The sequence below is a fragment of the Vibrio sinaloensis DSM 21326 genome (assembly GCF_000189275.1).
GTDB lineage: Bacteria > Pseudomonadota > Gammaproteobacteria > Enterobacterales > Vibrionaceae > Vibrio > Vibrio sinaloensis.
This window is the reverse complement of record NZ_AEVT01000093.1, coordinates 34,820-49,105: the sequence shown is the minus strand read 5'-3', so window position 1 is coordinate 49,105 and position 14,286 is coordinate 34,820. Positions and strand designations below refer to the sequence as shown.

10 protein-coding genes are annotated in these 14,286 nt (G+C 46.4%); 7 read left to right on the top strand and 3 right to left on the bottom strand.

Translation table 11 applies throughout. From position 1 onward, the window contains the following. Positions 1–219: 219 nt before the first annotated feature. The 6 genes from RH45_RS16415 to guaD all read left to right on the top strand — a co-directional run bounded on the left by RH45_RS16415 (position 220) and on the right by guaD (position 9,269). Complete coding sequence (locus tag RH45_RS16415) at positions 220–1,911, top strand: methyl-accepting chemotaxis protein (protein WP_008079207.1); 1,692 nt, start codon at positions 220–222, stop codon at positions 1,909–1,911. A gap of 134 nt (positions 1,912–2,045) precedes the next feature. Further along, positions 2,046–2,777 carry a GntR family transcriptional regulator gene (locus RH45_RS16410; RefSeq protein ID WP_008079205.1) on the top strand — a complete coding sequence of 244 codons (732 nt, stop codon included), beginning with the start codon at positions 2,046–2,048 and terminating at the stop codon, positions 2,775–2,777. A gap of 411 nt (positions 2,778–3,188) precedes the next feature. Next, complete coding sequence (gene xdhA / locus RH45_RS16405; RefSeq protein WP_008079202.1) at positions 3,189–4,634, top strand: xanthine dehydrogenase small subunit; 1,446 nt, start codon at positions 3,189–3,191, stop codon at positions 4,632–4,634. Beyond that, positions 4,627–7,014: a xanthine dehydrogenase molybdopterin binding subunit gene (gene xdhB, locus RH45_RS16400; protein ID WP_008079201.1), complete on the top strand. Its 2,388-nt coding sequence runs from the start codon at positions 4,627–4,629 to the stop codon at positions 7,012–7,014. Before xdhA ends, xdhB begins: the two co-directional genes overlap by 8 nt. A gap of 25 nt (positions 7,015–7,039) precedes the next feature. Beyond that, on the top strand, positions 7,040–7,891 hold the full coding sequence (gene xdhC / locus RH45_RS16395; RefSeq protein WP_008079199.1) for a xanthine dehydrogenase accessory protein XdhC: 852 nt from the start codon (positions 7,040–7,042) through the stop codon (positions 7,889–7,891). 40 nt (positions 7,892–7,931) lie between these two features. Then, the gene (gene guaD, locus RH45_RS16390) at positions 7,932–9,269 is read left to right on the top strand and encodes a guanine deaminase (protein WP_008079198.1); all 1,338 of its coding nucleotides are present in this window, start codon (positions 7,932–7,934) and stop codon (positions 9,267–9,269) included. A 39-nt stretch (positions 9,270–9,308) separates the two neighbouring features. Here guaD and RH45_RS16385 read toward each other — a convergent pair whose 3' ends face one another. Both RH45_RS16385 and RH45_RS16380 read right to left on the bottom strand, forming a co-directional pair. Beyond that, positions 9,309–11,441 carry an ATP-binding protein gene (locus tag RH45_RS16385; RefSeq protein ID WP_008079197.1) on the bottom strand — a complete coding sequence of 711 codons (2,133 nt, stop codon included), beginning with the start codon at positions 11,439–11,441 and terminating at the stop codon, positions 9,309–9,311. Continuing rightward, positions 11,434–11,934 (bottom strand): putative pterin-binding protein, encoded by a 501-nt coding sequence (locus tag RH45_RS16380; RefSeq protein WP_008079196.1) that lies wholly within the window; start codon positions 11,932–11,934, stop codon positions 11,434–11,436. The genes RH45_RS16385 and RH45_RS16380 overlap by 8 nt, the downstream gene beginning before the upstream one ends. A 334-nt stretch (positions 11,935–12,268) precedes the next feature. On the opposite strand from RH45_RS16380, the gene RH45_RS16375 reads away from it, so the two are divergent. After that, positions 12,269–13,642, top strand: coding sequence for a uracil-xanthine permease family protein (locus tag RH45_RS16375; RefSeq protein WP_008079195.1), 1,374 nt, complete (start codon positions 12,269–12,271; stop codon positions 13,640–13,642). 40 nt (positions 13,643–13,682) lie between these two features. Here RH45_RS16375 and RH45_RS16370 read toward each other — a convergent pair whose 3' ends face one another. Beyond that, positions 13,683–14,156 carry a hypothetical protein gene (locus RH45_RS16370; protein WP_008079194.1) on the bottom strand — a complete coding sequence of 158 codons (474 nt, stop codon included), beginning with the start codon at positions 14,154–14,156 and terminating at the stop codon, positions 13,683–13,685. Between the last annotated feature and the right edge of the window lie 130 nt (positions 14,157–14,286).

The following is a 14,286-nucleotide window of genomic DNA, read 5'->3' as shown; positions in this document are numbered from 1 at the left end:
GTTAACCGCCTTGCGACTTAAAACTGCACAAACGATTGCCTTGCATAATGCAACCCATTCGCATTATGCAAATCATATATGAAATACTTGCCATGAATCTTGTTGTCTAAGATCAAATTCCTTGATTTTTAAGTGTTTTTCTGTGGCACACCATTTGCTTCGTTGTTAGAAAGTGTGTAAATAAATGTTGCAAATTATTACAATAAAAGGAAATGCTACATGCTATCCAAACTGACCATCGCTCAGAAGGTCTATCTTCTTGGCTTTTGCCAACTTGTTGCCATGGCGATTTTAGGCGGTTTTGCGCTTTACCAAATGAACAAAATTGGTAATGAGCTAATCGATATTGCAGAAGAAGATATTCCTCTCACCAAGAAATTAACGCTCGTAACCGAGCATCAGCTTGAACAAGCCATTTATTTCGAACGTGCCTTGATTAAAGCAATTCGTGTTGACCAAGGGCTAGAAAACAAGCAAGCCTTCGAACAAGCCAAAGTGAAAGTGCATGACCTGACCGTCAAAGTCGAGAAAGAGATCATCGAAGTCGAAGCTTTTATAGAGCAGGCGATTCCTCTACTGCACTCAGACCTCGCTAAGCAAGAGTTTACTCAACTGCTAGCCGACCTGAAAATAGTCGAAGCCTCATACAGCACGTTAATCTCTGAAGTCGACCAGGTCATGGATTATGGCTCTAACGGCGACATAGAAAAAATGCTCAAGGTATCCCACCAAGTGGAAGCCCACGAGGATGAGCTGGATCAGGCGCTGATCTCGATACTCGATCGCGTCCAAGATTTCACACTAAATAGTGCACTCCAAGCCGAAGCCGACGAAAAAGCGGCGATAAAGTGGATGACCATTATCGCAGTGATTGCACTCATCATTGGAATTGCACTACCGATTTTAGTGACTCGCTCAATCCGCTCGCCAATACTCAACTTGATAGAAAGGTTGGACCAAGTCGCGAATGGTGATGGTGACCTTACGGTGAAACTTGAAACTCATTCCAGAGATGAAACCGGGACGGTTGCGCGCTCATTTAACAAATTCTTGTCAGTACTGAGCAGCATGATTGTTCAAATCAACTCAAAAGCAGAAGAGCTGCAAAACTCATCTTCCATGACCTCAACATCATTGCAAAAAACGCTGCAGAATGTGGAAAAACAGCGCTTAGACATCGAGCAAGTAGCGACAGCAATTAACCAGATGAACATGACGACACAAGAGGTCGCAAATAACACAGCGAATGCCTCCTCTGTCACCGATCAAGTGAAGAAGAATGTTCTTGAAGGCCATAAAGAAGCCATTGCAACACAGCAAGTTATCCAAGAATTGGCCAATGAAGTCACCAGCTCTTCTGACGTGATAGAAAACCTGGTCTCTGAAACTAACAATATCGGCCAAGTTCTCGAATCGATTCAAGGTATTGCAGAGCAGACCAACTTACTGGCGCTTAACGCGGCTATCGAAGCTGCTCGCGCTGGAGAAACAGGTCGTGGATTTGCTGTTGTCGCCGACGAAGTCCGTTCATTAGCCAAACGGACCCAAGACGCAACCGTCGATATTCAACAGCTTGTAGAACGCTTACAGTCAGAGGCAAAAAATGCTGTGACCAGCATGAAGAAAGGCACTGATACCGCTCAGTTGTGCTTGTCTAAAAGCAGTGAATCGGCCAATACCTTCTCATTGGCTGCTGAGTCAGTTAATCAAATTGCAGATCTCAACCTGCAGATCGCAGCCGCTGCTGAGCAACAATCTACGGTGACGCAAGATTTAGACAACAACCTCATTAGTATCAAGACGTTGGCTGATGAAACCGCGCTAGAGACCAAACAGTCAGCCATTGCCAGTGAAACCATCGCGCAAAACGCGGTCCACCTCCATCAAAACATCAGTAAATTCCGCTGTTAACTTTTGACACCAACACGCGACCTTGAACAGCATGTTTAGGGTCGCAATTTCGCCCCTTATCTAGTCACGTGTATACAAAGTAAAGTATGATTGTTTTATTAGGGAAATAAATAGGTTGAGGATTAAGCCCTGCTATGGCAAATCTCAAAAATTCTGTGGCGAAAAATATTAAAACGAAAGTCGCCGGACAAACCCAAGATGACGTGGTTTATTGCCATATTTTTGATGCCATCTTGGAACAACGCCTACCACCTGCGACTAAGCTCAATGAAGAAGCGCTCGCGGAAATCTTTTCAGTAAGTCGCACCATAATCCGCCGCGCATTGTTGCGTCTCTCGATGGAACAAGTTGTCAGCATCCGGCCAAATCGTGGTGCCATGGTCTCAGCTCCTACCAAGGAAGAAGCCAAACAGATCATCAAAGCGCGTGAAGTGATGGAACTCGCCATTACAGAGCTTGCCGTTGAACACGCGACACCAGCCGCCCTTGAAGAGTGCCGGAAATTGGTCGAGAAAGAGAATCAAGCGTTTGATAATGGCGACTATGGCAAAGGCTTGCGCTTATCAGGTGAGTTTCATATAAAGCTCGCAGAAATAGCGAATAACGCGCCATTGCTTGCCTTCCAACGTAGCTTAGTGTCTCAGACATCGTTGCTGATCGCACAGTACGAAACGGGTAATCATGCCAATTGCTCACTTGACGAACACACAGTGCTGCTCGACGCAATTGAGGCAGGTGACAGCGAACAGGCTGTCGAATTGATGCGTGTCCATATCGATCATATTCGTTCCAAGCTCAATTTAGACAGCGCCTCGGCATCTAACGATCTTCATGTGGTATTTTCTGATTTGATTAACGGACGTTAAGCAAACACGAACCGGGAGCATTGTAATACAGCGATGCTCCATTCCATTAAACTGCAAAAGCTAATCTCTCCTTCACAGCACCAACTCTCTCAGCCCGGCAAGACTCATATCAGCCCCGTTCCATTTGCTCAACCTCCGGCATTATCAATGCAACCAACCTAGGCATTGTATACAAAAAGAAATACAATATTAACTTTCTTCATATAAAGATTCATCACTAAAAGATGAATAGGAAATCAATTTAAAACAACAAGTTAATGTCAAATTAGCGCAATAAACCGCTGTTTCCCTCCTTCCCATATGTTGCAATTGTGTAAATTTTAAGTTGACCTCGTGGTCAAAATAACCAATTATTGACCACAAGGTCAGAAAAATAATTGGAACAATAGTGTCAATGCACAAGGAGGTCTCTTGATTACTTTCCTACTCAATCAAGAACTCAAACAAGAAAGCGAATTGTCGCCAAATATGACAGTGCTTCAGTACCTGAGAACAAAAGTACAAAAAACAGGTACTAAAGAAGGCTGTGGCTCAGGTGATTGCGGCGCTTGTACTGTGGTACTGGGTGAAGTAAGCGATGGAAAGCTACACTACCGCTCGGTTAACTCTTGTTTGACGTTCATTTCTAGTCTTCACGGCAAACAACTGATTACCGTTGAAGATTTGCAGAACAAACAGAAACTGCACCCCACTCAACAAGCCATGGTTGAATTTCACGGCTCTCAATGTGGCTACTGTACTCCGGGTTTTATTATGTCGATGTTTGCCTTAAGCAAAAACAAACCTGCGGCAAACAAAGAAGATGTTATGGAGTCTCTAGCAGGAAACCTTTGCCGCTGTACAGGCTACCGCCCGATCGTTGAAGCGGCCTTGTCTCTCACGTCTAACGAACCGCTGATGGATCAATTTGTCGAGCTGGAGCAACAGACGATCACAAGGCTACAGGCCATTCAAGAACAACCCGCAAGTTTGAGCTATGGAAACCTGACAGCCTATCTTCCACGTAGCGTTGAAGAGCTCGCTGAACTCTACAGCGCCAATCCAAACGCAAAACTGGTTGCAGGCGGTACCGACTTAGCACTTGAAGTCACTCAGTTTCATCGTGAAATTGAAACCCTCATCAACGTTAACCTTGTTGACGACATGAAAGTATGTGAAGAGAGCGAAGATGCCCTGCATATTGGCGCCAACGTGGCGATTAGCGATGCCTACCAATTGCTAACCAGCCATTACTCTGATTTTGGTGAACTCCTGCACCGCTTCGCCTCTTTGCAAGTCCGTAACCAAGGCACACTGGGCGGCAATATTGGTAATGCCTCGCCAATTGGAGATGCGCCACCACTGCTCATTGCACTCAACGCGCAAGTCAAACTGCGTCGTGGTAAGCAAACTCGCATCCTGCCGATCGAAGATTACTTCATCAGCTATAAGGTCACGGCTCAGAAAGAGAGTGAGTTTATCGAGCAAGTCATTATTCCCAAGCCGAAAAGCAGTGACACGTTTAAAGCCTACAAGCTCTCTAAACGTTTAGACGACGACATTTCTGCCGTATGTGGAGCTCTTAACATTGGTATTGAAGACAACAAGGTGATCAGCGCTCGCATTGCCTTTGGAGGCATGGCCGCCACTCCTAAACGCGCAACACGTTGTGAAAATGCCCTACTTGGCAAAGAGTGGACTCAAGCCAATATCGATGAAGCGATGAAGGAGATTGGCAACGATTTCGAACCGCTGTCTGACTTTAGAGCAAGCAAAGAGTATCGCTCAATGACCGCAGCCAATATGTTGCGCCGCTTCTTTATCGAGCACCAGCAGCATAGCAACCAGATTGAAACGAGGGTAACGTCTTATGTCTAACGCACACCATCAGACCCTATCTCACGAAGAAATGGTGACGATCGTAAAACAAGATCTGAAAACTGGCGTCGGCAAAAGTGTAAAGCATGACAGCGCCCCAAAACAGGTTACCGGTGAAGCCGTCTATATTGACGATAGATTGGAGTTCCCGAATCAATTGCACGTCTACGCACGCCTTAGTAATCAAGCGCACGCCAGAATCACTAAGATTGACGTCACACCATGTTATCAATTTCAAGGCGTGGCGATAGCCATTACCCATGAAGATGTGCCAGGACAACTGGATATTGGTGCTATCCTACCGGGCGACCCACTGCTCGCTGATGGCGTAGTCCAATATTACGGCCAGCCAATCTTAGCCGTCGCAGCGAACGATATGGAGACCGCACGTAAAGCCGCGCAAGCCGCCATTGTTGAATATGAAGCCCTGCCACCCGTTCTGGATGTAAAAGAAGCACTAGCTAAAGAATCATTTGTTACCGAGAGCCACCAGCAAAAGCGTGGTGATTCTGCAACCGCGTTAGCGAATGCAAAACACATCATCGAAGGCGATTTAGAGATCGGCGGTCAGGAGCACTTCTACTTAGAAACCCAAGTGAGTAGCGTGATGCCAACAGAAGACGGTGGCATGATTGTTTACACCTCAACACAAAACCCAACAGAAGTGCAAAAACTGGTTGCTGAAGTCCTCGGCGTTCCTATGCACAAAGTGGTGATCGATATGCGCCGCATGGGAGGAGGGTTCGGTGGTAAAGAAACGCAAGCCGCAGCACCTGCGTGTATGGCGGCAGTAATCGCCCACTTAACCAAACGCCCGACTAAGATGCGCCTACCTCGTGCAGAAGACATGACCATGACGGGTAAGCGCCACCCTTTCTATAACCAATATAAAGTGGGCTTTGACGACAATGGGGTGATCCAAGGTTCAGAAATCATTGTCGCTGGTAACTGTGGTTACTCACCCGATCTATCAAGCTCGATTGTCGATCGTGCCATGTTTCACTCGGATAACGCCTACTACTTAGGCGATGCTACCGTCACGGGTCACCGCTGTAAAACCAACACCGCGTCGAACACCGCCTATCGCGGATTTGGCGGCCCACAAGGCATGATGACCATTGAACACGTGATGGATGAAATTGCTCGTTATCTTGGCAAAGATCCACTCGACGTACGTAAAGCGAATTACTATGGTGGTGAAGGACGGAACGTCACGCACTACTACCAAACGGTTGAAGATAACTTCTTGCCAGAAATTACCGAACAGCTTGAACAAAGCAGTGATTATCGTGCTCGTCGCAAAGCCATTGCCGAATTCAACAAACAAAGCCCTATCTTGAAAAAGGGGTTAGCGATCACTCCGGTAAAATTTGGTATTTCCTTCACGGCGACTTTCCTTAATCAGGCTGGTGCCCTCATTCACATCTACACCGATGGCAGTATTCACCTTAACCATGGTGGTACGGAAATGGGGCAAGGCTTGAATATCAAAGTGGCACAAATTGTTGCACAGGAGTTTCAAGTTGATGTTGAACGTATCCAGATCACCGCTACCAATACCGACAAAGTACCGAACACATCGCCAACCGCGGCCTCATCGGGCACCGACCTCAACGGAAAAGCCGCCCAAAACGCCGCTTTAACCATTAAGCGGCGCCTGATTGACTTTGCCTCTAGCCACTTCAAAGTCTCACCTGAAGAGGTGGTGTTTAAAAACGGCATGATCATGATTCGCGATGAGATCATGACGTTCGAGTCTTTTGTTCAGTTAGCGTACTTCAACCAAGTATCGCTATCGAGCACGGGCTTCTACCGTACCCCGAAGATTTACTATGACCATGAAAAGGCTCGCGGCCGCCCATTCTACTACTATGCCTACGGTGCATCGTGCTCAGAAGTGATCGTCGACACCCTAACTGGCGAGTACAAAATCTTGCGTGCTGACATTTTGCATGACGTCGGAGCATCGCTCAATCCAGCCATCGATATCGGCCAGATTGAAGGTGGCTTCTTGCAAGGCGTCGGCTGGTTAACCACCGAAGAGCTGGTTTGGAATGAACAAGGCCGATTGATGACCAATGGCCCTGCAAGTTACAAAATTCCGGCTATCGCTGACATGCCAATTGAGTTCCACACTCACCTGCTGGAAAACCGCGCCAACCCGGAAGATACGGTGTTTAACTCTAAAGCAGTTGGTGAACCCCCGTTCATGCTGGGGATGTCAGTATGGAGCGCATTGAAAGATGCAATCGCATCGGTTGCCGTTGATGGTGCGATTCCTAAGCTTGATACACCAGCAACACCCGAGCGGGTATTGATGGCAATTCACAAAGTGACTCAGCCAAAACAAAGTACCCAGACAAGCGCTCAGGAAGCTTAAAGGCGACGTATTCAAGGAGAGACATATGTTTAAGGACAATTGGATTCATGAACTCGCGCAACTAGAAAAAAACAGCGAACCCTGTGTGATGGTAACAGTATTGGAAGACCGCGGCTCTGTGCCGCGGGATGCTGGAACCAAAATGCTGGTCACTCGCGACAAACTGGTTGCAACCATAGGTGGAGGCCACTTAGAGCATGTGGCGACCAAAATGGCGCGAGAGATGCTCATAGCAGGTGAACGCTCGCTGAAAGTAGAGCGCTTTAATCTTGGTGCCCGTTTAGGCCAGTGTTGTGGCGGAATGGCGACCCTGAGTTTTGAACCTATTGGCACCGCGCAAAAACATTTAGTGGTGTTTGGCGCAGGTCATGTCGCGAAAGCCCTTTTGCATATTGTCTCTACCTTGAATTTTAGAGTCACTTGGATAGACGAGCGCGATGACGTTTTCCCCGAAGACCTCCCCCGCGGTGTTACCAAGCTAGTGAGCGATGATCCCGTTGCTGAAGTGCGCGATCTACCGCCAAACAGCTACTACTTAGTCATGACGCACAACCATCAGCTCGATTTTGATTTGGCGAGAGCGATCATTGACCGAGAAGATAGCTGTTATTTCGGCATGATCGGCTCATTGACGAAACGGAAGAAATTCGACATGCGCTTGGCCCAACGCGGCTACAGTGATGCACAAATCAACACTATGATTTGCCCTATTGGCGTAAGTATGGTGAATGGCAAACACCCAGCAGAGATAGCCGTATCGGTTGCCGGTGAACTAATCGCACACTATCAGGGCATTCCACTTGAACAAAAACGCCCTACGGCACACAGTAAAACGAATCATATGAGCGATTCACCATTGGAAGAGAAAATCGCCTAACCCAACCGCAGTAATGATTGGGTTTTAAAAGGAAGTAATCATGACAACGCAACGTAACGCTTATCGTGCAGCCGTTTTGCACAGCATTGCTGATCCGAAAGACGTCGGATTGGAAAACTCTTATCAATTCTTTGATGATGGGATGATCGTCGTCGAAGATGGTCACATTGTTGATATCGGCGAAACTGAGCAAGTACTTGCTCGCCAAACAAACGATCTCAACATCACAGAATACGAAGATAAGCTCATCACTTCAGGGTTTATTGACACCCATATTCACTATCCTCAAACTGGGATGATCGCCTCCTACGGAGAACAGTTGCTCGATTGGCTCGAGAACTACACCTTCCCTGAAGAGCGCCGCTTTAAAAATCCGATCTATGCATTGAAAGTAGCCAAGTTGTTTTTTGACGAACTGGCCAGCAACGGCACGACCACAGCCCTCGTCTTTGGTACGGTACATAAGGAGTCGGTCGACGTATTCTTTGGCGAAGCCGAGCGACGCAATCTAAGAATGATCGCTGGTAAGGTGCTGATGGACCGCAATGCACCGGATTATTTAACGGATACGCCTGAATCGGGTTACCAAGCCTCAAAAGAACTTATCGAGAAATGGCACAATCGTGGTCGCTTGCTCTATGCCGTCACCCCTCGATTTGCGCCAACCAGTACCCCAGAACAACTCGCAACTGTCGGTAAACTGCTTGAAGAATACCCTGATGTGTACATGCACACTCACCTTTCTGAAAACAAAAAAGAAATAGAGTGGGTGATGGACTTGTTCCCAGAGCGAGACTCCTACTTAGATGTTTATGACCATTACGGGCTACTGCATAAGCGCTCTGTGTTCGCCCATGGTATTCATCTGTCCGATTGCGAATGCCAAAGGTTAGCCGATACCGAATCTGCGATAGCCTTTTGCCCGACCTCAAACCTATTTTTAGGATCCGGTTTGTTTAAGCTGCCTAAGCTTGAGGACCATGGGGTGAGAGTTGGCATGGGCACCGATGTCGGCGCTGGCACCAGTTTCTCTATCCTGCAAACCATGAGCGAAGCGTACAAAATCATGCAACTGCAGCAAGAGAAGCTGCATCCACTTAAATCACTGTTTCTTGCCACTTTAGGCGGCGCGCGTGCCCTTCACCTTGAAGACAAAATTGGTAACCTAGAAGTAGGCAAAGAAGCCGACTTTGTTGTGCTCGATTTACACGCTACTCAATTGATGCGCTTTAGAATGAACCAAGCGAAAACGCTCGAAGAAAAGCTGTTTGTGTTAATGAGCTTAGGAGATGACCGCACCGTCTGTGAAACCTACGTCTACGGAGAGAAAGCCTACGACGTCAAAGGGCAACTCGATAGAAAAAAGTTTGCTAGCTAAATGTCATCAAGCTCCTCTCGATTAGGAGCTTTTTCATTTCTATCGAGGCTCGTTTGCCTCACTCGGCTGATGTTTCGCTAGCATTTCTTTCATCCAATCGAGTTGAAAGGGCTTACCCAGCACGTCATCAAAGCCTTCTTGGAGGTAATATTTGACGTCACTATCAAAGGTATTAGCGGTCAACGCGATGATGGCGGTGTTTGGCGCTAAGTGCTGAGAACGTATGCGCTTCATCGTTTCCAAGCCATCCATAACCGGCATCTGAATATCCATGAAGATGATGTCGAAGTGCTTGCTCTTCAATCGTTCAAGACACTCTTGACCGTTGTTCGCCATCTCAGTACTGATGCCGAGAACTGAGAGCATTTTTTCCGCCACAATTTGGTTAACTTGCATGTCTTCGACGACCAAAACAGAAAGCTGTGACACCTTGTCGCCTTGCGCGGCTAATTGCTCTGTGTGGCCATCGAGGGACAAATGTTCTAGCGCTCGAATCAAGCTAAAAACATCGTAAGGTTTGTTCAGCTTAGTGACTGAGATGTCTGTAGGAAGCGGTGTTTGAACATCAGCAATCATGATGATGCTCGAATCCGCAAGGCTCAGTGCCGATATAGGGGTCAACTCATCGCCAGGCATCTGGAAGTAAACGACCCGTTTTGCCGACGCATCATACAGTTTCACGCGGCGCAATTCGTTCTCAATAAGCTGCTGGGCAAAATGGTTACTTGAAACGACCCGCAACCCAGACTCTTCTTTGTCTAGCGTATACAGCTCACGTTGCCCCGTAACCTTGATAGGCATGCTCACAACAAAAGACGTGCCTTTTTGAGTCTCACTTTCTACCGAGATCTTACCGCCCATTAAGGTGACCAAAGATTGGCAAATCGATAACCCAAGTCCTGTCCCACCATACTGGCGTGTTATCGAATCATCCGCTTGTGTGAATTCATTAAAGACTTTATCTAGCTGTTCAGGCGTCATACCTATACCGGTATCATTGATAGTGAGTACTAACTGCTTCATTAGAGGGTCGACGGCAATTTTTACCTCAACGTAGCCATAACTGGTGAACTTAACCGCATTAAAACTTAGGTTGTTAATCACCTGCAACAGCTTGGTTTTATCAGCACACAATTGATAGTCGGCATCTATCTCGGTTGAGAAAAAGACATCAACATCAGGCTTGCTCATCTCAATAAATATGGTGCGCGATGCGTCGATAAGCTCACTGCAATAGAAGCGCTCCTCCTCAAGCTGAATTTTACCCTGCTCAATTTTACTCAAATCCAACACGCTATTGATCAGCTTAAGCAGGTGCTGGCCTGAGCTGTTGATCAAAGAGGCAAAGTTCTTGGTTTGCTCATCACATGCCTTGTAATACTCTTTTTGGCTCAGGCCAATCACGGCATTAAGGGGGGTGCGCATTTCATGGGACATGTTGGCCAAAAAGCGGGCTTTGGCTTCGGCACTTTGCTCCGCTTGAAGGCGAGCTTGCTCGAGATTATCACTGCGCTCTTTCAGGGTTTGACTCAATTTAGACTGATTCCAGTACATCCAAGAAATAATACCAATCATCACTAATGAACAAACCAAAATAATACCGAGATTGAAATACTGTTGGTTGTAAAAATTCTCTTTGTACTGGATGAATTGCATCTGATCTTTTTGCACTTGGGAAACAAAGCGAGACAGGTAATCATTAAGGCTAGCGTATATCTCATCGACCTTATTTGAGGCGATCAACAATGGCTGTTGGTTATCAAGCGTCACCTGTCGCAGCAAGGCCGTCAGTAATTCTAGCTGCGAAATGATGTCACTCAACTCTTGAACATTGCCATATTGTTGGTGGATCCGTAACGTACGTTTCGAACTCAAATCCTGCAAAATACTCGATTTATAAACACGCGCTTTAATCTGCATTTTTTTCAGGGATGAGGCGCTGGGATTTAAAGTGAAGTTTTGAATCTCAGCTTTGAGTTGCACCACTTTATGCTTGGCCGACAAGTTATTGGCAACAATAGTGACGTAAGGCTGAGGCGAAATGTTACGAATCTCCGCCAGCGAATAGAAGAAGTAGCAGATCATCACCACCAGCAACACTCCGAGAGATCCGATAATGGTGAGAAATAGTCGTCCAGTTTTCCCCTTGGGGCGATGAGCTTCTTTACTCAATGACCAACTCCCGAACCTGCCAAACTGACAAGCTATAGTAGAAATCATTTCTTAATTCGGCGTGATCACTAAAAGGAAATACCACAAACAAAGGACCTTTATCGTCGATGGTCATTCGCGTCCCTGCTTCATGGGTCGCAAGCAAAACTTGGTACTTTTTGATGTCATTCACTGGAATCGTCACAACGTAATCATCCCAAGCTATCACTTTTACTTGTGTGCCCTTAGCACCCACATATTCCAACACACTGGCTAACGTTGGCCCCTTGTACTCCACAACACTATCAACTACATGGTTATTGGTTCGAATCGTGGCAACCTCCAACTCACTCAACATCACCTCATCAAGCTCTACCCCCTGAGATGAGTTCGACTCACTAATGTTGCCAGAGACCCATAAAATGGGTTCATCCGTTGGTGCATTCAGAGCAAATACACATTGGCTGAACATATAAAAAGCGCTCATCACGCCCAAGGTTAACGTTCTTCGCATAAAAACCTCAGTTACAAAATTTAGTCAATGAAAAAGCATTCAAGCGATCAATGGTGTGAGTTGAGTATAGACAAAGAATGACCAGTTGAAGCAAATACCGCTCAGTATGTCGTTGAATCGCTGACAAATATCTCAATGAGTATCTCAGCTCTACAGGTAGGCGACTTCTCTGCACCAACACCCCCCAATATGAGCGTTTACGGTGCACTCTCACGTCTTTCCACTTGGTTGATTTTCATAAGTAGCTGAATTTATGTGTTTAATTTATTGGCATATAGATTGCTCATTTAAAATCAACTTATTGTATACAAACACCAATACAAAGGAGAACACAATGGAAAAGGATTCCGACTTAATCTATGCACTTGATGATAGACCCGAACCGAAAGCCGCAACATGGGCTGCTATACAACATGTACTGGCGAGTTTCGTCGGTATCATAACCCCAACATTGATTATTGGTTCTGCACTAGGCTTAGCTGAGCATGTTCCCTATCTGATCAGTATGGCGTTGATGGTGTCTGGGGTCGGTACGTTTATTCAAGCAAAACGAGTGGGACCAATCGGCGCTGGGCTCATTTGTGTTCAAGGAACCAGTTTTGCCTTTCTAGGTTCAATTCTCGCTGGCGGCTTTTTAGTTAAAGGACGTGGTGGAAGTGCAGAAGAGATTCTGGCGGTTGTTTTCGGCGTTTGTTTCCTCGGGGCATTTGTCGAAATCTTCCTTTCCCAGCTGATCGATAAATTAAAAACGGTCATCACACCGATTGTGACAGGCATCGTCATTACCACCATTGGCATCTACTTAATAAAAGTAGGTGTAACAGATTTGGCGGGGGGATTTAATGCACCGGATTTCGCCAGCCTAGAAAACTTGATGCTAGGTGGACTCGTGCTTGCGACTATTGTCATCATGAACCTAAGCCGTCACACTTGGGTTCGTCTGTCGTCTATCCTTGTTGGCCTTATCATTGGCTGGATTACGGCGGCAATAATGGGAAAAGTTGCTCCGGTTGAGCTATCCAGTCAACCATTGTTTAGCGTGCCTGTTCCATTTAAGTATGGTTTCAGCTTTGACTGGCAAGTGTTTCTACCTATTGGGTTTATTTACCTAATCACAGCCATTGAATCGACCGGTGACATCACAGCAAACTGTATGTTCTCCAAACAAGAGGTATCGGGTTCTGGCTATTTACAACGCTTGAAAGCGGGTGTGTTGGGTGATGGCGTCAACTCTCTGATCGCCGCGACTTTTAATACCTTCCCAAATACCACCTTCAGCCAAAACAACGGCGTGATTCACTTAACCGGAATCGCCAGTCGCCATGTAGGGTATTTTATCGCCGCTATCTTGTTTGTACTGGGTTTGTTTCCAATATTAGGCGCATTACTAATGACGATTCCAAAGCCTGTGTTGGGCGGTGCAACACTCGTTATGTTCGGCACGGTTGCGGCAGCTGGCATCAAGATCATCGCCAGCGAAACCTTGAATCGAGAGAAGATAATGACAATTGCTTTGTCATTTGGTTTTGGCCTTGGAGTGATGTTGGTCCCTGACCTACTCAGCCAGAGCCCTAAGCTAGTGCAAAGCATCTTCGGCTCACCGGTGACACTAGCAGGTATCACGGCACTTACCATGACGTCACTACTGGCCGTGTTCAAACGTCAGACACCGAGCAAACAACCGTCAATTGCCGTAGCAGATAGCTAAAAAGAGACGCTGCCCTCACAATCATTGAGGGCAGCTATTCTTATTGTGCCCACCAACCTAAGCGAGCAATTGCCGTCGAACACCAGTAGAATTGCAGATCTCGGTTATCTGTCCCAATGCGAGCTGAAGCACCATTTGGTCCGTGAGAAACATTGTTTAATGCCGCTTTAAGCGTTGCCAACGAGTAAGTCACTGCACCCACACCGTGTTCAGTACTGACATTCACTTTGCTTTTTTCCACTTTGTCAAAAAACGGGTCGTTCGTACTGTAGAGAATATGTCCTTCACCAACATAATAAGAGTGAGGCGTATAAGTAGGATGACCTGTCGCGTTAGTTACGGTTAACACACCAGGTTGTAACGTATCGATATCGTGCGGGTTAATCAGTTTCATTTTGGTGCGCAAGATGCGCCAGAGATCGGCACTCTCCTTCGCATTGGGTGTTCTGTCTTTACTTTCAACAGGAAAACAGCGAGTGAAGGCGAAGTCATGACAAATTCCATTGATCGGCATAAAGGTTTCCTCCTTTTATTATCGCTTTAACATATATTTATAAAACGCTCAGTACAATTTATAAATAACTGGTAAAACCAATAACTTGGATTACACCAAGATCAAAAAAGGCACCGAGTTCGGTGCCTTT